This window comes from Acinetobacter defluvii (genome assembly GCF_001704615.3).
GTDB lineage: Bacteria > Pseudomonadota > Gammaproteobacteria > Pseudomonadales > Moraxellaceae > Acinetobacter > Acinetobacter defluvii.
In genome coordinates, this window is record NZ_CP029397.2 from 120,933 (window position 1) to 140,924 (window position 19,992).

The window sequence follows — 19,992 nt, forward strand, 5'->3', positions numbered from 1 at the left end:
AGGACGCCTAGGCGTAATGCCAGTCAGTTAAGAAATTGACTGGCATTTTCTTGGATATTTTTGTGCTTTAATTTTCACGACTCGTGAACATTCTCTCTGCCTTTTTTCAGGTAATACAAATATTTTTGATTGTTCAAATAATTGTGCTAAATGTTTAGGTAAGTTTCCTGCTGACTCTAAAGGCGTATGTCTTAAGATATTGATAATACCTATGGATGCAATATGGAAACTGATCCTTAAAGGACTGACATTTGCATGTTGGGCGATAAATTTCATCTGTCGTCTCAAAATATTATAAGCTATAAATACACCCCACAATTCTTGATACACCAAATCAGGTTGCTTACTTCTTAAAACCTTTGAATCCTGTAAATCACTTTTAATTTCTCGATAACACATTTCTATTTCCCAACGCTGCATATAAAGCATCGCAAGGTCTTTGAATGGATACGCTTTAGAATCTGTCAATGATGTAATGTAACGCCTCGTTTTTCCTGCATATTCAACTTCAAGCAAACGGGCTTCCCAATAATCACCTAATGCTGGATTGATCTTTTTTGCTCTTGGTGAAACAGGCATTTTTATCTGAAAGTCATGGGCGGCATTATTGTGAATAACTTCATAACGAAGGTTATCTTTTGCACGCATCAACCAATGACTTTCTTCTGCCTGAGATTGCCAACTCACTAAAAAATCAGCAGAGAAGTAAGCACGATCAAATAAGGTAATACTATGAGCAGGTGCTTTTAATTGACTAGCTAAGGTTAATTCACCTTGATCCATACTGCCAATTTGGGCATCGATCATTTCATGTGTATTGGTATTCACAAGACAAGTTGCTCTAACTTGTGGATAAGGAACAACTGCTGTTTTCCCTTTAGAAGAGCCAAAGTGCTTAAAGTTTTCTTCGGTATGAGGCATAGACCAAACCACGCCGTCTACAGCACAAACGCACAGACCATGAAAGTTATTATATTGTTGTTGTGAGTCTTTAAGCCATGCCTGACTTAATGTTGAAAATAAAGCACTCATAGGTTCTAAACCTAAGCGCTGTCTTGCCTGTACCGATGCACTAGGTACACAGTATTCTGTTGTACCGAAAACAAGTTGTAATTGCTGAACTACATACCAAATTGGTTGGTTTCGAAATAGAGCAAGTCCAATGACTAACCAAACAACATGTTCAGCAGGAAGTTTTCTTTTTCGAATGGATGCTTTACCTGTTTGATTTAAGCAATCTTCAATCCAGTTTAAATCAATTAACTCACTAAATTGAGAAAGTGAAGGCAAGGTTTGTTGTAATGTTATATCTAAATTCTGAGATAATTTCATAAAAAAAAGAGCGTATTTACATACACTCTTTTTACAGCATTTTAACTTTTTTTGCTTAACTGACTGGCATTACGCCTAGGCGTCCTTTTATGCTTAATGGTATGTTGTATTTTAAGTTGATATGCTTTCCAATAAAGCATCATACTGTTGGGTATCTTCCTTTACTTTTAGAATAATTGCTTTAGCAACTCGATGCATTTCAGGAACATCCATGAGTGACATTCCTCGTTCTAAAACGCCTGCACAATGTGAATATTCGTTATTTATTCTTCCAATAAACAACCTATAAATTTCGTCATTCCAAAAATTTTTTAATCGGTCATCATCATATTTAAAGTAATTAGGGAATTTAAAGAAAGAGTAGATTTCTATAAATTTTCTAGCGTTATTACTGAAATTATAAAACACAGTATGATTCTCATCGCTTAATATGTCAGTGCTGGCACAAATATGAATTTGTTTAAATAAGTAATTAAATTCCGTTGCATATTCACTTAGGTATTTAGGCATTTGTTTTATCTGAGAGTTAGTTGCTGATCTAGAAATGTGATATTTAGCAACTTGCAAGTCTATATTTTTTTCATTTCGTTGAACTTTTTTATTTAGCCTTTTTAGATATTTCAAGAAATCTAAATTATGGGTGCTAATAAATAATTGTGAAAACCTACCATAAAGACAAATTTTTTCATTAATTAAGCTATAAATGAAGAAAATATGATTACTATCTAAACTGCAAATTGGATCATCAATCCAAATGATAGGATTTTTATCTTGATCTAAATCATCTTGAATTTTTGCTAAGAAATAGCAAAAAGAAATAAGACTTTGCTCTCCTTCACTTAAATTGTGAGCTTTAGCTCCATTACGTTGAATTTCAAAATGAATATTTTGAGCATGAGCGTTTTCAATGGCTTGTAAACTTAATGCTTGATGTCCAAAGTCATGATTAAGAATATTATTTATACGAGTACATGCTTCGCCCTCAGATTTTAACTTATCTTCTTCACTTTTAATTTCACCTTCAATTGCAGTTTTTCTTGTGTTTAGAATGCCTAAGGCTTGTTCTAGAGGATCAATCTCTTGAAAAGCTAGGTCTAGATCTATTTTTAATTGAGCGTAATTAATATCTTGTAAGAAATGATAAACGTGGTTTAGGCGTAAGGCATTTTTTGCCTCTTTTTGTTGGGTTGCTAGTTGAGTGTTTTGTTGAATGCATTCAGACCGAATTTTTGAAATTTTTCCTAGAATTGTTTTGATTTCAACTGAATGATCTTGAGGATATGTAGCTTCTAATTCAGTAAACAGCTTTCCATTTTTTTGTTCCAATATTCTTATAATTTCTTCAACAGATTTTTTTTGTTGGTCTAAAGTAGATTGTAGATCTATTTTTAGTTGCGAAAGTTCAGCATGATATTGTGTGTAGTATTGATTGATATCAAAATTGATTTTGAAGTTTTCTCCATCTAGTAAGCTTGTTAAATGTCCAATACCTTTTGATATGCGGCTTTGAAGATTTTGAGTTTCGTGGTCAAAATGCTGAGCTAGTTCTTGGTGTCTTATAGCAGAAATTTCATTTACACAAAATGCGCAATGAGTACGATTTTTATGTAATGAATGACCTGTTTGTACCCACGAGTTTAGCGAAGGATTATTTTGTAATTCTTCAATCTTATTTGAACCACCGACAACAGTTTTTAGAATTTCATTTGTTATTTCTATAAGTTGCGAAAAATTTAGAGTGTAAGTCGAAAGTTCAGGAGGTTTGGGTAATTCATTTTGGCTTATTAGAGTTTTTTTTATGCTTATTTGTTCCTCGGTCAATATTTGAAAACTAGAACTTAGAACTTCAGTTATCTCATTTTTGAGTTTCGTTACATTATAATTAATATCACCAAATAAAGAATGCTGATTTTTAATTGAATCTGAATTACGTGTTGCTCTATCAGTGAGTAACTTTTCTAAATCACGGTTTTTAGTGCTGTGATTTTCTGTAGCATTCTTTATTTCATTATTTTTATTATGAATATTTAGATAAAGTCCTGATTTGATGTTATCTTCATTTGAACCCAACTCACTTTTTAATTCTTGAATGCGATCCAAAATTTGTTGATTTTCACCGCCTAACGTGACTGAGAAAGATTCGATATTTGCATTTTCATCATGGATGAACTTTAGGTTTTCTTTAACAAAATCTGAATTGTAAACATGAACTGGATGAGTGAATGCCGTTAAATTATTTTGTGAAATAATAGAACCATCTGAAAGTTCAATTTTAAAGCTAGGGTTATCATATCTAGGTGGAGTATCTTGTTTTTGTAATGATCGAATGATTTTAGAAAGACTAGTTTTACCAGAGTAATTCCGACCATAAAAAATATTAATATCTTTAAAGTCGTAAGTCTTATTATTTCCAAGTTCAAGACTCTGATGCCAATAAAAGTCTTTAAAAATTGAAAAGTTTCCAATTTCTTTAATTTTATTAATTTTGATCATCATTCCCCTCATTAAACTATATCATTAAAAATCAAAATTTTTCAATATCTTATATTGGAGTGTATACATTATAGAGAATTCTAAATTTAATTTTTATTTATCTGGTCACACTCTTTACATTCCAACATCATCCCAATTTTTTCTTTTCGCCCTTCTTCAGTCATGACCCACGGGCGATTTTGCCAAGGTGGCGTATGCCGAACATGTTGCGTATGACCGGATGCAAGATCAGCCACCCAATGATCTTCAACATCCAAATAAAAACCAACAATTGCTTGTTGCATCCTATTCTCCAAAACATTCAGCACAATATCATCTAAGGTTTACTAAAAATCAGGGAAATGCAAGAAAAATCTCCGCTATACTAAAACCAATTTGAAAATTGAAAAAGAGCATCAATATGCGTGTACTTGTAGTGATGGACCCGATTGAAAATGTAAATCTCAAAAAAGATTCAACCATGGCCATGTTATGGGCAGCATCACGACGTGGGCATGAATTAGGTTATGCCCTACAACAAGATTTATATATCGATCAAGGCAAAGCATTTGGTTTAATCTCACCTTTAAAAGTATTTGAAGACTATGATCATTACTATGAGTTGGGTGAAAAACAAAAAGAATCCATCGCAGCATACGATGTGGTGTTGATGCGTAAAGATCCACCGTTTGACATGAACTTCGTTTATAGCACGTATATTCTAGAACAAGCAGAACGTGAAGGTGCGTGGATCATTAACAAACCTCAAAGTTTACGTGACTGTAATGAAAAGCTTTTTGCAACGCAATTTCCTGAGCTACAAGTGCCGACTTTGGTCACATCACAACAAAGCTTAATTCGTGAGTTTTTACAAGAACATGGCGATGTGATCGTAAAACCTTTGGATGGCATGGGCGGAACGGGTATTTTCCGCTTAACCGCAGAGGGTGCAAATATTGGTTCAACTTTAGAAATGCTCACTGAAATGGGACAACAACCAATTATGGCACAACGTTATATTCCTGAAATTATTGATGGGGATAAACGTATCTTGATGGTCAATGGTGAACCCGTGCCTTACTGCTTGGCACGTATTCCGCAAAATGGTGAAGTACGTGGTAACTTGGCGGCGGGTGGTTTAGGTGAAGCCCGTCCACTCACTGAAAATGACAAGGTGATTGCAGCCAAAGTTGGACCATTTTTAAAAGAAAAAGGATTAGTTTTTGTGGGGTTAGATGTGATCGGAAATTACGTCACTGAAATTAATGTGACCAGTCCAACCTGCATTCGTGAGATTGATACACAATTTGGTACATCTATCGCGGATGATTTATTTGCTGTGCTAGAAGCGGGTCGCGAATAGTTTTAATCTAATCTTGTCTAAAACACCAACAGTATTGTTGGTGTTTTTTATTTGAAAAATAAAATATATTTAAAAAGATTTTGGGTTTCTATTTAAATACAGGATTGTTGTCTTTAAATATATAAATCGTACAAAAATCAGCATTTTCTGATAGATTAATAACAAAACTAGTTTAAACTTTCAAATCGGTAGAAAAAAACAATGAAGTGCAAGGTGAAAAAAAGTAAATAAACTTTTCCCTCTCATTGTTTGTGATTACAATTGTCTGCTTAAGACTCGTTTATTTTTATTTTCGGTATTGAAGAATTAGATTGTGACTAGACCTCAACAAAGTGCTCCTAAACACGTCATGATGATGGCGGCAGGTACAGGTGGGCACGTATTTCCAGCATTGGCAGTCGCAAAAGAATTGCAACAACAAGGTTGCCAAGTGTCTTGGTTAGCGACTCCAACCGGGATGGAAAACCGTTTATTACAACAACATGATATTCCTTTGTATCAAATTGATATTCAAGGTGTACGTGGGAATGGTGTGGTACGCAAATTAATTGCACCTTTCAAGATCTTAAAGGCGACTTTAAGCGCAATGCGCTATATGAAACAACTTAAAGTTGATGCAGTTGCAGGCTTTGGTGGCTATGTTGCAGGTCCAGGTGGTTTAGCTGCTCGTGTATTGGGTATTCCTGTCATTATTCATGAACAAAATGCTGTGGCAGGCTTTACTAATACACAGTTATCACGTGTAGCCAAAAAAGTTTGCCAGGCGTTTCCAGATACCTTTCCTGCCAGTGAAAAAGTGGTGACGACAGGCAATCCTGTACGTGCAGAGATTACTGCCATTTATAATCCATCTTACCGCTATAAAGAACGTGAAAATTCAAATGAACCTTTACATATTTTAATTGTCGGTGGTTCACTCGGTGCGCAAGCATTAAATGAATGTGTACCACAAGCATTGAAACAGTTGCGTGTTCCATTAAAAGTGTTCCATCAATGTGGTCAAAATAAACAAGAACATACGCAACAGTTTTATGCCAACTCACCAGACAATTTGCAGGTGGAAGTACGCCCTTTTATTGAGGATATGGCACAAGCGTATAGCAATGCCGATTTAATCATTTGCCGTGCAGGTGCATTGACTGTGACTGAGGTGGCAACAGCAGGTGTAGCAGCCGTATTTGTGCCATTACCAAGCGCTGTGGATGATCATCAAACTGCCAATGCCCGATTTTTAGAAAAAACAGGTGCTGCAAAAATTTGCCCACAAGCCAATATGACACCTGAGTCTTTAAAGGACTTACTCACGCCATTGATGAATCGTCAAATATTAATGGAAATGGCAGTAAAAGCCCGTCAACAAGCACAACCAGATGCAACACAACGTGTGGTTGGTTTAATTCAAGATTTGTAAGTTAGAGTTGATTATGTCTGCAACAAGCCCTGCTGATAAAGCAAAAAACCTGATTAAAGTTCCTGAAATGCGCCGTATTAAACATATCCACTTTGTGGGAATCGGTGGTGCGGGAATGTGCGGTATCGCAGAAGTGTTGAAAAACCAAGGCTATAAAGTTTCTGGTTCAGACATTAAAGTCTCAAAAATCACTGCGCAGCTCGAAGAAAATGGCATTAAAGTTTATATCGGACATGCTGCTGAAAATATTCAAGATGCAAACGTATTGGTGGTTTCAACTGCAATCGACCATGAAAATTTAGAGATCAAAGCTGCAATTGAAAACCGCATTCCTGTCGTTCGCCGTGCGGAAATGCTCGGTGAACTCATGCGTTATCGTCATGGTATTGCAGTTGCAGGGACACATGGTAAAACTACAACCACAAGCCTTGTTACTTGTATGCTGGCTGAAGAAAACATGGATCCGACCTATGTGATCGGTGGTTTGTTGAATCGTACAGGTGTAAATGCTGCACTGGGTGCAAGTCGTTACATCGTGGCAGAAGCGGATGAGTCTGATGCATCATTCCTTTACTTAGAGCCAATGGCTGCGATTGTGACCAATATTGATGCAGACCATATGGACACTTATGGCGGTAGTTTTGATAACTTAAAAGATACTTTCGTAAAATTTTTACAAAAACTACCATTTTATGGTTTGGCTGTAGTCTGTGGTGATGATGAAGATATTCGTGAAATCATGCCACGTATTGGTCGTCCTGTTTTAACCTATGGTTTTAATGAAGATAATGATATTCGTGCGGTAGACATTGAGCAAACAGGCATGCAGTCACATTTTACTGTGTTGCGTAAAGATCGTGAGCCTTTGCGTTTAACGATTAACTTACCAGGTTTGCACAATATCTTAAATGCACTCGCTGCAATCGGTATTGCAACTGATGAAGGCGTTTCGGATGCTGCGATTGCACGTGCTTTAGAGAGCTTTAGTGGTGTTGGTCGCCGTTTCCAAGTTCAAGGTGAATATGCGTTAGGTGAAGGCAATGTAAAATTGGTAGATGATTATGGTCATCATCCAAAAGAAGTCGAAGCAACGATTAAAGCTGCTCGTGCCAGCCATCCTGATCGTCGTTTGGTGATGATGTTCCAGCCGCATCGTTTTAGTCGTACTCGTGACTGTTTTGATGACTTTGTCGATGTGTTATCTCAAGTGGATCAATTGCTTTTATTAGAAGTATATGCAGCAGGTGAAAAACCAATTGTAGGCGCAGATAGTCGCGCATTGGCACGTAGTATTCGCTTACGTGGTGAGGTTGAGCCGATCTTGATTGATCCTGTCGAAGGAAATTTGCAAAATGTTATACAAAAAGTGTTACAAGCAAATGACTTGTTATTAACACAAGGTGCGGGTAACGTGGGTGCAATTTCGGTAGAATTGGCTCAAAACCAACTTTATTTAAAATAACTTACAATGTTGGGTTTGATTGTTGGACATAAAAGCAGTGAAACCCAGTATTTTAATTTAAATTGACTAACATATAAGTTTAAGGATTTAAACGTGTCAAATGCTTCTAAATTCGGCAAAGTAGCGGTGTTGCTTGGTGGTAAATCTGCTGAGCGTGAGGTGTCATTAGATAGTGGTAAAGCTGTATTAGAAGCATTATTACGCTCAGGAGTGAATGCTGAAGGCTTTGACCCCCAAGAACGTAGTGTGACGGAACTGGTAAATTATGATCGTGCTTTTATTGTGTTGCATGGTCGTGGTGGTGAAGATGGTCAGATTCAAGGTGTTTTGGAATGGTTAAATATTCCATATACGGGGACTGGCGTTCAAGGTTCTGCGATTGGCATGGACAAAGTTAAAACCAAACAAATTTGGCAAGGTTCAGCGTTGCCGACTGCACCATATCGCATTATCAATAAAGATTCAGACTTAAAAGCAATCGTTGAAAGCCTAGGTTTACCTTTAATTATCAAACCTGTACATGAAGGTTCAAGTGTAGGGATGAGTAAGGTTGAAAAAGCAGAAGATCTAGCTACAGCCATTGAAAAAGCCACAATTCATGATGCAGTGGTGATGGCTGAAAAGTGGATTACAGGACGAGAATACACCATTGCTTTCTTAAATGGGCAGGCTTTACCTGTCATTCGTCTACAACCGCCTGCGGATGTTGCTTTCTATGACTATGAAGCAAAATACAATCGCAACGATGTGGAATACGGTATTCCATGTGGTTTGAGTGAAACTGAAGAAAAACAACTACAAGAGCTTTGTTTACGTGCTTTTCAAGCTGTAGGTGCAAGTGGTTGGGGGCGCATTGATGCCATGTTAGATGAGCAAGGCAATTTCTGGTTACTTGAAGTCAATACTGTACCTGGTATGACCAGTCATTCATTAGTCCCAAAAGCAGCGCAAGCAGTAGGTTATAGTTTTGATCAACTCTGCGTGGCAATTTTGGAACAAACTTTGGGTGATACACACTAATTTATGGCTCAACTACCTGCTTCCATGCGCCGTAAACGTGCGGCGATTACATCAATACATGACAAGCCACCAACGCGTAAAGATAAGTTAATTAATGCGGGTGGGTGGCTATTAATGCTGGTCGCTTTTTTAGTGTTGATGGTGGGTTTTTTTGGCTTATATAAAGTGATAACAGATGCCAAAGTAGCGACTTTACAAGTGGTAGGAACAAACTCAGCACTAGAAAATCAAGTTTTGTCACAGCATTTATCGCCTGTGGTGAAGGATAATTACTTCACCTCTGATCTAGAGCAAATTCGAGATCGGGCTTTAGAGGTATCATGGGTGGATCGGGTTGTTGTCTCACGTGCATGGCCAAATGGTATTCGTGTTCGAGTGATGCCACGTCATGCGATTGCTCGTTGGGGGACAGGACGTTTACTCAGTGATAATGGTGATGTATATAGTGAGGCACAAATACAAAATCATAACAACTTACCGCTTTTACATGGTCCATTAAGCCAATCTAAAGTGATGATGCGTCGTTATAATGAAATTAATCAACTTTTTCATCCTGCCAATCTTCGGTTAAAAGAACTTTATTTAACAGAACGAATGACATGGTTTATGCAGTTTGATTCAGGTTTACGTATTATTGTCGATCAAGATCAAACCATGAGTAAATTACAGCGCCTAAGTCATTTGGCACAAACAGACTTAAAACCTGTTTGGTCAAATATTTCAGCGATTGATTTGCGTTATCGAAATGGTCTTGCGATTCAATGGAAAGGTTCTAAAGCACCACAAATTTTAAATGGTGGCTTTGTTGTAACCAACAATGACCTAAGCGTTGCAGATACAAGGGTAGTACAGCCATAATAGATGGCTTTATAAGGCGCTAAGCCAAAGATAAACAATGAAGATAATGGTAGTGAAGTGATGAGTGAAGCTGTTCCCTCAGTTGTTGCGATAGACATTGGGACACATAAAGTTTCAGTTCTAATAGGTAAAGTGCATGCCCCTGATAATATTCAGGTCATTGGCATGGCAAGTGCACGCAATAAAGGTATGAATAAAGGCAAAATTGTCAGCCTAGATAAAGTAATAACTGCCATTAAACAAGCCGTGCAAGAAGCAGAAGATATGGCAGAATGTCGTGTACATTCGGCATGGGTATCTATTCCAAGTACAGAATTACAGAGTTATTATGCAATCGGTCGTACTCCGATTGCTAACCCAGACCGTATTATTACCACTTCTGAAGTGGTTCGTGCTTTAGAATTAGCTAAAGCCAGTCATATGACGGCGGATCATTATTTGGCAACAGCCGTACCGCTTGGCTTTGAATTAGATGATTCAACAGAATGGGTGCAAAATCCGATTAATCTCACGGCACACAGCATGACAGCACATTATCAATTGATGATGATGCCGATTGCGACGATGCAAAATTTAGACCGTGCGATGAAAGGGGCAAATATTTCTGTAGAAAAAATGGTGGTGTCATGTTTGGCAACGTCTGAAGGCAGTTTGCTCAAAGATGAAAAAGAATATGGCGTATGTTTGCTGGATATTGGCGCAGGAACAACCAATATCGCAGTTTATATTGAAGGACATTTGGTGCTTGCACATACCATTCAACGGGGGGGTGAGAACGTTACGCGTGATATTGCAGCTGTATTACAAACCACTACAGAAGAAGCAGAGCGAATTAAGTTACTCTATGGGTGTGTAGATATTCATCAAGTGAAGCCTGAACATATGATTCAGTTTGAAGCGATTGATGGTCCACAGACCATTAGTCGGATCGAGCTAGCTGAGATTATCATCGCACGCTATGAAGAAATTTTAAGCTTAGTTCGTCATGAATTAGAACAACGTGGTGCATTACAAAGTTTATATCACGGTGTAGTACTTACTGGAGATGTATGTCAAATCGAAGGTATGGTAACGTTAGCACGTAGAATGTTGGGGGTTTCTGCTCATTTGGGCAATCCAACTGTGAATGTTTATGCTGATGATCAACATCTATCTGCTTTACGTCGTTCTATGTATGCCACTGCATCGGGTTTGTTGTTATTCAGTCAAGGCGATATGCAAGATGCTGTAGAAGAACCAGAAGTCAATAAGCAACGTTCAATGTGGGAGCGTATTGCAAATGGTTGGACTGCGATGAATAACAAATTGAAAGGTATTTTTTAGGTGTGGTTTTTTGGGAGTATTGTTAAAAAGTTGTAAGCGTATCGTCCTATACTTGACAAGTTTAACAATGCACATCATCCTAAAAACAATTTTTTTATTGAAGATCAAGGCAGTATACGGGCTTAAGTGACTGCCACACATTAAGTAGGAAATCTAAAGGTCATGGCCTCATTCGAATTTTTAGAAGATGAACAAACCGATAGTAACGGTCAAGCCCGTTTTACTGTTTTTGGTGTAGGTGGTGGTGGTGGGAATGCCGTGCAACACATGGTGCAATCGGACATTAAAGGCGTAAAATTTGTTTGTGCAAATACAGATAAACAAGCTTTAGACCGTATGAATGCACCGTTTAAAATCCAACTTGGTGAACAAAGTACCCGTGGTTTGGGTGCAGGTGCAAATCCGGATGTAGGTCAAATTGCTGCTGAAGAGAGTCGTGAGTTGATCCGTCAGCACCTTGAAGGTGCGGATATGGTCTTTGTCACTGCGGGAATGGGCGGTGGTACAGGCACAGGTGCTGCACCCGTTGTTGCTGAAATAGCACAAGAAATGGGTATTTTGACTGTGGGTGTGGTTACAACGCCATTTAACTTTGAAGGTCGTCGTCGCCAACGCTCAGCAGAAAAAGGCATTGAAGCTTTAGAGCAGCATGTAGACTCATTGATTATTATTCCAAACCAACGCTTACTTAGTGTTTATGGTGACATCTCTATGCAAGATGCTTACCGTAAAGCGGATGACGTATTGTTAAATGCTGTACGTAGTATTTTTGATCTGGTGGTTCGCCCAGGTCACATTAACCTTGACTTTGCGGATTTGAAAACTGCAATGAGCACACGTGGCTATGCCATGATGGGTGAAGGTAAGAGCAGTGGTCCAGATCGTGCTGAAGAAGCTGCTCGTTTGGCAATTCGCAGCCCATTACTCGATAATGTAAATATCATGAACGCCAAAGGTGTCTTGATTAATATTACCGGTGGTGCAGATGTTACCCTGCGTGAAACAGAAATTATTACGGATGTTGTCAACCAAATCGTTGATCTTGATGAAGGCGAAGTGTTCTTCGGGACTGTGTTTGATCCAGACGCACGTGATGAAATTCGTGTGACTGTGATTGCAACAGGTTTAACACGCAATGCCAATGAGGCAGAAGTAAAACGTCGTACTCCTGTAAATGTTGCAGCAAATGCTCAACAATCTGCTCAAAATCCTGTAGATGAAGATGATATTCCAGCGATCAGTAAGCGTCAAAATAATGATGTTCCTGCTGCAAGCTCAAGTGCATCACCACGTTCTACGCCAATGAGTATTCAAGATTATTTGAAGAATCAACAACGTAAGTAATTGATTGTTTAAATAAAGAATAAACATTATCGATAAAGGCAGTGATTTTCACTGCCTTTTTTGTTTTTTATCAATGGCTAAATGTGCTAACGTATAGCGGATTTGAGAATGAAGACCGAATTAGCATGTTGAAACAACGGACCCTGAAACGTGTCGTGAAAGCGAGTGGCATCGGACTGCATAGTGGTCAAAAAGTTATGATTAACTTTTTGCCGCATGTTGCTGATGGGGGTATTGTGTTTCGTCGCATTGATTTAAATCCACCTGTAGAAATTCGTGGCGATGCCATGTTGGTACAAGAAGCCTTTATGTGCTCAAACTTGGTAGAAAATGATGCCAAAGTAGGTACGATTGAACATGTAACGAGTGCAATTGCAGGTTTGGGTATTGATAATTTAATTATTGAAGTATCTGCTTCTGAAATTCCAATCATGGATGGTAGTGCGGGTCCATTTATTTACCTACTCATGCAGGGCGGTCTGGTTGAGCAGGATGCACCAAAGAAATTCATTCGCATGCTTAAACCCGTTGCAGCTTTTATTGATGATAAAAAAGCGATCTTTTCACCGCATGACGGTTTCCAAATCAACTTTGAAATTGATTTTGATCATCCTGCCTTTGCCAAAGAGTTTCAGTCAGCAACGATTGATTTTTCTACAGAAACATTTGTTTATGAAGTCAGTGGCGCACGAACTTTCGGTTTTATGAAAGATTTGGATTATCTGAAATCACATAATTTGGCGCTAGGGGCAAGTTTAGATAATGCAGTAGGTCTAGATGATACAGGTGTCGTGAATGAGGAAGGTTTACGCTTTGCCGATGAGTTTGTACGTCATAAAATCTTAGATGCAGTAGGCGACTTATATTTGCTCGGACATCAAATTATTGCTAAATTTGATGGATATAAATCAGGACATGCTTTAAATAATCAGCTTTTACGCAATGTTAAAAACGATCCAAGCAGCTATGAAATTGTAACATTTGATGACATGAAGTCCTGTCCTATCCAATATGTACAAGTCTTATAAGTCCTTGCTTTTAGGTGGTAATGTTATAAGATAACATTTAAAAATGTGACTTGGTAAGCTTTTTGTAACTACAATATTTGCTTTTTTATTTTCTTGTTTACTTTTTATTGCTTGCCAAACGTAACAAAGCTTGGCTAAGCTTAGCATCGTTCACAAAACTCGCAGCGTGTTGTAACATTTCCTGCGTTGCTGGATCGAGAGATTGAACAGGTTTATAAGAAGTTTGAATTTGCTTTGTTTTATCACGCAGTCGAATTTGTAGCTTTTGTAAATCTTTAAATTCTTCTAATTGTGACAATTGAGAAATATATTGTTTTTGAAGGTAGCCGAGTTGACTAATCATGGCTTGATTTTCACCGGTAATCGTCAAAATACCATATTGATAACAGACGACCTGCCATACTTCGGGTTGAGGTAATAAGGGTTGAATTAATTTAGTAAGTCTTTGCCATTCGGCAACTTGCTTTTTAAGAAACGATAAGTTTCCTGTTTTTATGTGTTGTCTTGTTTGATGAAAGAGATTTTTAGGTTCAGACATACATTATTCCTACATAGTTATGTCTTATCTTAAGCCCTCGTTTCAGTAGATATCAAGGACGAGATCACTCAAGGAACTTGACTAAGAACAGTTAAAAGAGGTTTTTATGCATTCGCGACGTATTTTATTGGCATTTTCTTTAGCAGCTTCTGCTGTATCGGTTGCATTCGCAGATTTAGTTCAACTAGACGCTTCTCATACTTCAGCTCCAGATCGTTTAGAGCAGCTCTCAAAAACATTATCTCAAGGTTCTTATACACACCCCGATGATATGGATATACCAGGCAGTGTGACTTTCCAACCGCATTTGCGTAGTCAAAATGAGAAACCCATTGAACTTAACAATGCTACAATTGCTAAAAAATACGGTTCAGCAACACTCTCTTCTTCTTCAAGCTCCACCTCTACAGCATCTCGCTATTCAGCAGGTTCTCCATATTCATGGTTAATGGCACACCCATTACCAGACATGAAACGTGTAAGTTCGGACTTTGGTGGTCGTACCATGGGTGGTCGTGCTGAACATCATTCAGGTTTAGACCTTTCTGCACCAAGTGGTACACCAATTTATGCAACAGGTCCTGGTATCGTGACCAAATCAGGTTGGGGTACAGGTTATGGTCAATATGTAGAAATTAACCATGGTAATGGCTACATCACACGCTATGCACATGCATCACGTCTAATTGCGCGTGTTGGTGATCAAGTTCAAGCGGGTGAGCATATTGCCAATGTTGGCTGTACAGGTCGTTGTACAGGTCCTCATTTACATTATGAAGTTGTTAAAGATGGACAACGTAAAAATCCATCAACTTACTTAGCAATGTTGCCATAATACTAAGCGAATTCTATCTAGCAATAATAATGCTTCACGCTTGTGTTCTGTTCATGGCTAAGTGTTTATTACAATAGACTATCATCAAATAAAATTTTAAATGTATAAAAAACCGCCATTATTGGCGGTTTTTTGTTGCTTTGTGTAAGCTTTGGTCAATGTGTATTTAGTTACTAAATAATACGGCATGCCTACATTCATCTGTAACGATAACTTAACACCCTTAAAACATGATACATATAAGATATAGAAAATGAGTCTAAGGAGTAGGTGAAACATGGCGTATTACGGTGATACTGACGCGCAAGAAACACAAGAATGGCAAGATGCCTTTGATTCTGTGTTACAACATATGGGCAGTGATCGTGCTGCTTTTTTGCTCGAAAAATTATATCAACAAGCAATTTCGAAGCATGTACCTATTCAGCGACTAAATACCCCTTACTTAAATACCATTCCAGTAGAAGAACAACCTGCTATGCCAGGTGACTCGGATATGGAGCGTCGTATCCGTGCGCTGATTCGTTGGAATGCATTGGCAATGGTACTACGTGCTAATAAAACAGGTGACGATTTAGGTGGTCACTTGGCGAGTTTTGCATCTTCAGCAACCTTATATGATGTTGGCTTTAACCATTTCTTCCGTGCTAATAGTGATCATTTTGGTGGAGATATGATCTATTACCAAGGTCACTGTGCACCAGGGATTTATGCACGTTCTTATTTAGAAGGGCGTTTGACTGAAGATCAGTTGAATAATTTCCGTCGTGAAGTCGGTGGTCAAGGGCTTTCAAGTTATCCGCATCCTTATTTGATGCCTGATTATTGGCAATTCCCAACTGTATCAATGGGTTTGGGTCCGATCATGTCGATCTATCAAGCACATATTCAAAAATATTTAATGAACCGTGGCTTGATCAAAGAAGAAGATCGTAAAGTTTGGGCATATCTCGGTGATGGTGAGATGGATGAGCCTGAAAGTTTAGGCGCAATCTCCCTTGCAGGTCGTGAAAAACTCGATAATTTGATTTGGGTGGTGAACTGTAACTTACAACGTCTCGATGGTCCTGTGCGTGGTAATGGTAAAATTATCCAAGAGCTTGAATCCTTGTTCCGAGGTGCTGGCTGGCGTGTAATTAAGGTCGTCTGGGGGCGTCATTGGGATCCTCTACTTGATAAAGATGCATCAGGGGCATTAAAAGCCCGTATGGAAGAAGCGTTGGATGGGGATTATCAGCGTTATCAAGTCAAAGGGGGAGCGTATACCCGTGAGCATTTCTTTGGTAAATACCCAGAAGCTGAAGAATTAGTGAAAACTCTCAGCGATGAAGATATTGAAAATCTAAATCGTGGTGGTCATGATCCATACAAAGTCTATGCTGCTTATGCTGCAGCGATGACTAGTAATGGTCAACCTACCGTGATTTTGGCGAAAACAGTTAAAGGGTATGGTCTGTCAGAAGAAATTGAAGCGGTCAATAAAACCCACCAAATCAAGAAAATGCATTTGGAATCGTTAAAATATTTCCGTAATCGTTTCAATCTTCCATTTAAAGATGAAGATCTTGAAGAATTACCATTCTATCGCCCAGGTGAAAATTCTCCTGAATTAAAATACATGAAAGCACGCCGTGAAGCATTGGGTGGTTATTTACCTGCACGCCGTAAAGAAAGTGAAGCATTGGCAATCCCTGAACTTTCAGTATTTGACGGTGTGTTAAAAGGCAGTGGTGGTAAAGAGCAATCAACGACCATGGTGATGGTGCGTTTGATTGCAGCTTTACTCAAAGAAAAAGCGATTAAAGACCGTGTTGTGCCCATTGTTCCTGATGAAGCACGTACTTTTGGTTTAGAAGGCATGTTCCGTCAACTCGGTATTTATGCGGCACATGGTCAAAACTATACGCCAGAAGACCAAGAACAGCTCATGAATTATCGTGAAGCCAAAGATGGTCACATGTTGCAAGAAGGGATCAATGAAGCAGGCGCAATGAGTGCTTGGTCTGCATTGGGCACCAGTTATTCAACTAATAACTTGCCAATGATTCCAATGTATATGTATTACTCAATGTTTGGTTTCCAACGTATTGGTGATATTGCATGGGCAGCGGGTGATTCTCAAGCACAAGGCTTCTTGTTTGGTGCAACTGCAGGTCGTACGACATTGAACGGTGAAGGCTTGCAGCATCAAGATGGTCATTCTCATGTTTTGGCGAATACCATTCCGAACTGTGTGGCGTATGATCCATGCTTTGGTTATGAACTCGCTGTGATCATTCACGATGGTTTACAACGCATGTATGTGAATCAAGAGCGTGTGTTCTATTATTTAACACTGATGAATGAAAACTATGATCAGCCTGCATTGCCACAAGAAGCCATTGAAGGCATTAAAAAAGGTCTGTATTTATTTGAGCAAGATGAAAAAGCCACTGTTCAATTGATTGGTTCAGGCGTGATCTTGCGTGAAGTGATTAAAGCTGCGCAAATATTGAAAGATGAATATCAAATCCATGCCAATGTGTGGAGTGCAACAAGCTTTAATGAATTGGCACGTGATGGTATGGCGGTTGAAGAATATAACCGTTTACATCCGCTTGAAGATGGTAAAGAGTCTTGGGTGTCGCAACAACTGCGTGGCACAGATGGGATCGTGGTTGCAGCAACAGATCATATCCGTGCGTATAGTGAACAAATTCGTGCGTACTTACCAGACAGTCGTCCGTATGTGACTTTGGGTACAGATGGTTATGGTCGTTCGGATACCCGTGGCAATTTGCGTAGCTATTTCGGTGTAGATGCGGCACACATTGTGGTAGCAACACTGAAAAAATTGGCAGATGAAGGCGAAGTCGATGCACGCTTAGTGAAAGATGCAATTTCGACTTTTGAGCTTGATGTAGATCGTCCTGTAGCATGGTTGCCGCAAGCACATCCATCCGTACAAGACGTTGCAGCCTATGCTGAACCAACTGAGGAGAATAAATAATGCAAATTAAAACTCCTGATATTGGTGTAGATAAAGCCACTGTCGCTGAAATTTTGGTGAAAGTGGGTGATACGATTGCAGTCGATGACAGCATTGTGTTGCTGGAGTCAGATAAAGCCTCTGTTGAAGTGCCAAGCACTTCAGCAGGCATGGTCAAAAGCATTGCTGTATCAGAAGGTGATGAAGTTTCAGAAGGTGCAGTATTGATTGAAGTTGAATCTGCGGAAGCGGAAACCACACAATCAGCGTCTGCACCAACCGAAGAAACAGTGGAAGCAGCACCTACAAAAGCTGAGACAGTAACTGAACAATCAAAAGCAGAAACGATTTCTATTGCGACAACATCACAAACTGTTGAAGTGAAAGTTCCTGATATTGGCGTGGAAAAAGCCCTTGTCGGTGAAATCCTGGTTAAGGCAGGTGATGAAATCGCAGTTGATGACAGTATTGTGGTGGTTGAATCTGACAAAGCCACTGTAGAAGTTCCAAGTACAGTGGCAGGTACAGTGGAAAGCGTGATCGTGAAAGAAGGCGATAACGTGAAAGAAGGTGTAGTTTTAATCACGGTTAAAACAACTTCTACTCAAACCACAGCACCAGTTACCGAAACCAAACAAGCACCTGTTCCTTCTGCATCTGCTGAAGCACCAAAAACGGAAGTGAAATCTGCAAAATCGGGTTCTGTGGACATTGCTGTGCCTGATTTGGGTGTGGACAAGGCTTCAGTGTCTGAAATTTTGGTCAGCGTCGGCGATCGTGTTGAAAAAGATCAAAGCCTAGTTGTAGTAGAGTCTGATAAGGCTTCAGTTGAAGTGCCAAGTACAGTTTCAGGTACGATCAAAGCGATTCATGTCAGTGACAATCAAGAAGTCAAACAAGGTATGCCTTTGGTGACTATTGAAGGTGTTGCGGATGTACAGCCATCGGAAGCTGCTAAAGAACAAGCGGCTGCACCTAAAGCTGAGAGTAAAGCTGTGCCAAAAGCTGAAAAAGTTGTTGAGCCACAAGCACCTGTAGCGAATGGTTCGGATAAACTCAGCAAAGCGCAACAAGCAGAAAATGCCAAAGTTTATGCAGGTCCTGCGGTACGTAAACTTGCTCGTGAACTCGGTGTATTATTGGCTCAAGTTGAGTCTTCAGGTCCACATGATCGTGTGATGAAAGAAGATGTCTTTGCTTATGTTAAATCTCGTTTGACTGCGCCACAATCTACAGGACAAACAGCAGTTGCCCCAGTTGCGTCAAGCTTGCCTGCATTACCTGACTTCAGTGCATTTGGTGGTAGTGAAATTGTACCAATGACGCGTTTACAGCAAGTGTCTGTACCGCAATTGTCATTGAATAATTTCATCCCACAAGTGACACAATTTGATTTGGCTGATATTACTGAGCTTGAAGCTTGGCGTGGTGAACTCAAAGGCAAATTTAAACAAGATGGTATTAGCTTAACCATTCTTGCGTTCATTGCCAAAGCAGTGGCTTTCCTTCTGAAAGAAGAGCCATATTTTGCAGGGCACTTGGCGGATGATCAAAAATCTGTTGTACTCCGCAATGAAATTCATATGGGGATTGCAGTGGCAACGCCTGATGGTTTGACTGTGCCTGTACTGCGTAATCCTGACCAAAAATCAATTAAGCAAATTGCGATTGAACTTGGTGAACTCAGTAAAAAAGCACGTGACAAAAAACTTTCTCCAAAGGATTTACAAGGTGCAAACTTTACCATTACCAGCTTAGGTTCTATTGGTGGGACAGCATTTACACCGCTCGTGAACTGGCCGCAAGTGGCGATTTTAGGTATTTCACCTGCGACCATGCAACCTGTTTGGAATGGTGAAAGTTTTGATCCAAAACTGATGTTGCCATTGTCATTATCCTATGATCATCGTGTGATTAATGGTGCAGATGCGGCACGTTTTACTCATAAACTCAGCAAACTTTTAGCAGATATTCGTAACATTTTACTTTAAGTTTGAAGTTATCAAGATAAATCCAAACCTCGCTACGGCGGGGTTTT

15 protein-coding genes are annotated in these 19,992 nt (G+C 39.2%); 11 read left to right on the forward strand and 4 right to left on the reverse strand.

Features of this window, described 5'->3' with window-relative positions; genetic code table 11:
* Nucleotides 1-27: 27 nt before the first annotated feature.
* The 3 genes from DJ533_RS02975 to DJ533_RS02985 form a co-directional block, all read right to left on the reverse strand.
* Nucleotides 28-1,332, reverse strand: a complete 1,305-nt coding sequence (locus tag DJ533_RS02975; RefSeq protein ID WP_109849248.1) for an IS4 family transposase — start codon at nucleotides 1,330-1,332, stop codon at nucleotides 28-30.
* A 111-nt stretch (nucleotides 1,333-1,443) separates the two neighbouring features.
* The gene (locus DJ533_RS02980; RefSeq protein ID WP_065993081.1) at nucleotides 1,444-3,825 is read right to left on the reverse strand and encodes an AAA family ATPase; all 2,382 of its coding nucleotides are present in this window, start codon (nucleotides 3,823-3,825) and stop codon (nucleotides 1,444-1,446) included.
* Between the two features lie 86 nt (nucleotides 3,826-3,911).
* Complete coding sequence (locus DJ533_RS02985) at nucleotides 3,912-4,109, reverse strand: DUF3565 domain-containing protein (protein WP_065993083.1); 198 nt, start codon at nucleotides 4,107-4,109, stop codon at nucleotides 3,912-3,914.
* A gap of 116 nt (nucleotides 4,110-4,225) precedes the next feature.
* Between DJ533_RS02985 and gshB the strand changes: the two genes are divergently transcribed.
* The 8 genes from gshB to lpxC all read left to right on the forward strand — a co-directional run bounded on the left by gshB (nucleotide 4,226) and on the right by lpxC (nucleotide 13,613).
* Complete coding sequence (gshB, locus tag DJ533_RS02990) at nucleotides 4,226-5,167, forward strand: glutathione synthase (protein ID WP_065993087.1); 942 nt, start codon at nucleotides 4,226-4,228, stop codon at nucleotides 5,165-5,167.
* A gap of 313 nt (nucleotides 5,168-5,480) precedes the next feature.
* Nucleotides 5,481-6,578, forward strand: coding sequence for an undecaprenyldiphospho-muramoylpentapeptide beta-N-acetylglucosaminyltransferase (gene murG, locus DJ533_RS02995; RefSeq protein WP_065993089.1), 1,098 nt, complete (start codon nucleotides 5,481-5,483; stop codon nucleotides 6,576-6,578).
* Between the two features lie 13 nt (nucleotides 6,579-6,591).
* A complete protein-coding gene (murC, locus tag DJ533_RS03000; protein ID WP_065993091.1) occupies nucleotides 6,592-8,040 on the forward strand; it encodes a UDP-N-acetylmuramate--L-alanine ligase in 1,449 nt (482 codons plus the stop codon).
* 93 nt (nucleotides 8,041-8,133) lie between these two features.
* Nucleotides 8,134-9,060 carry a D-alanine--D-alanine ligase gene (locus DJ533_RS03005; protein WP_065993093.1) on the forward strand — a complete coding sequence of 309 codons (927 nt, stop codon included), beginning with the start codon at nucleotides 8,134-8,136 and terminating at the stop codon, nucleotides 9,058-9,060.
* Nucleotides 9,061-9,063: 3 nt separating this feature from the next.
* Nucleotides 9,064-9,918, forward strand: a complete 855-nt coding sequence (locus tag DJ533_RS03010; protein ID WP_065993095.1) for a cell division protein FtsQ/DivIB — start codon at nucleotides 9,064-9,066, stop codon at nucleotides 9,916-9,918.
* A gap of 60 nt (nucleotides 9,919-9,978) precedes the next feature.
* Nucleotides 9,979-11,241, forward strand: a complete 1,263-nt coding sequence (gene ftsA / locus DJ533_RS03015) for a cell division protein FtsA (RefSeq protein WP_065993097.1) — start codon at nucleotides 9,979-9,981, stop codon at nucleotides 11,239-11,241.
* 162 nt (nucleotides 11,242-11,403) lie between these two features.
* A complete protein-coding gene (gene ftsZ / locus DJ533_RS03020; protein ID WP_065993099.1) occupies nucleotides 11,404-12,585 on the forward strand; it encodes a cell division protein FtsZ in 1,182 nt (393 codons plus the stop codon).
* 125 nt (nucleotides 12,586-12,710) lie between these two features.
* Nucleotides 12,711-13,613, forward strand: a complete 903-nt coding sequence (gene lpxC, locus DJ533_RS03025) for a UDP-3-O-acyl-N-acetylglucosamine deacetylase (RefSeq protein WP_065993101.1) — start codon at nucleotides 12,711-12,713, stop codon at nucleotides 13,611-13,613.
* 97 nt (nucleotides 13,614-13,710) lie between these two features.
* Here the strand turns inward: lpxC and DJ533_RS03030 are convergent, their stop codons facing one another.
* Nucleotides 13,711-14,151, reverse strand: coding sequence for a DUF721 domain-containing protein (locus DJ533_RS03030; RefSeq protein ID WP_065993103.1), 441 nt, complete (start codon nucleotides 14,149-14,151; stop codon nucleotides 13,711-13,713).
* 106 nt (nucleotides 14,152-14,257) lie between these two features.
* On the opposite strand from DJ533_RS03030, the gene DJ533_RS03035 reads away from it, so the two are divergent.
* From DJ533_RS03035 to DJ533_RS03045, 3 genes are all read left to right on the forward strand, one after another.
* Nucleotides 14,258-14,986, forward strand: coding sequence for a M23 family metallopeptidase (locus tag DJ533_RS03035; protein ID WP_065993105.1), 729 nt, complete (start codon nucleotides 14,258-14,260; stop codon nucleotides 14,984-14,986).
* A 277-nt stretch (nucleotides 14,987-15,263) separates the two neighbouring features.
* Nucleotides 15,264-17,975, forward strand: coding sequence for a pyruvate dehydrogenase (acetyl-transferring), homodimeric type (gene aceE, locus DJ533_RS03040; RefSeq protein WP_065993107.1), 2,712 nt, complete (start codon nucleotides 15,264-15,266; stop codon nucleotides 17,973-17,975).
* Entirely contained in the window at nucleotides 17,975-19,945 is a 1,971-nt protein-coding gene (locus DJ533_RS03045; protein WP_171488525.1) for a 2-oxo acid dehydrogenase subunit E2, read from the forward strand. Before aceE ends, DJ533_RS03045 begins: the two co-directional genes overlap by 1 nt.
* Nucleotides 19,946-19,992 lie beyond the last annotated feature (47 nt).

Excerpts from the sequence above, each read along its gene's own strand:
- DJ533_RS02975 (WP_109849248.1), bottom strand. The coding sequence starts at position 1,332 with ATGAAATTATCTCAGAATTTAGATATAACATTACAACAAACCTTGCCT.
- DJ533_RS02980 (WP_065993081.1), bottom strand. The coding sequence starts at position 3,825 with ATGATCAAAATTAATAAAATTAAAGAAATTGGAAACTTTTCAATTTTT.
- DJ533_RS02985 (WP_065993083.1), bottom strand. The coding sequence starts at position 4,109 with ATGCAACAAGCAATTGTTGGTTTTTATTTGGATGTTGAAGATCATTGG.
- gshB (WP_065993087.1), top strand. The coding sequence starts at position 4,226 with ATGCGTGTACTTGTAGTGATGGACCCGATTGAAAATGTAAATCTCAAA.
- murC (WP_065993091.1), top strand. The coding sequence starts at position 6,592 with ATGTCTGCAACAAGCCCTGCTGATAAAGCAAAAAACCTGATTAAAGTT.
- DJ533_RS03010 (WP_065993095.1), top strand. The coding sequence starts at position 9,064 with ATGGCTCAACTACCTGCTTCCATGCGCCGTAAACGTGCGGCGATTACA.
- ftsA (WP_065993097.1), top strand. The coding sequence starts at position 9,979 with ATGAGTGAAGCTGTTCCCTCAGTTGTTGCGATAGACATTGGGACACAT.
- ftsZ (WP_065993099.1), top strand. The coding sequence starts at position 11,404 with ATGGCCTCATTCGAATTTTTAGAAGATGAACAAACCGATAGTAACGGT.
- lpxC (WP_065993101.1), top strand. The coding sequence starts at position 12,711 with ATGTTGAAACAACGGACCCTGAAACGTGTCGTGAAAGCGAGTGGCATC.
- DJ533_RS03030 (WP_065993103.1), bottom strand. The coding sequence starts at position 14,151 with ATGTCTGAACCTAAAAATCTCTTTCATCAAACAAGACAACACATAAAA.
- DJ533_RS03035 (WP_065993105.1), top strand. The coding sequence starts at position 14,258 with ATGCATTCGCGACGTATTTTATTGGCATTTTCTTTAGCAGCTTCTGCT.
- aceE (WP_065993107.1), top strand. The coding sequence starts at position 15,264 with ATGGCGTATTACGGTGATACTGACGCGCAAGAAACACAAGAATGGCAA.
- DJ533_RS03045 (WP_171488525.1), top strand. The coding sequence starts at position 17,975 with ATGCAAATTAAAACTCCTGATATTGGTGTAGATAAAGCCACTGTCGCT.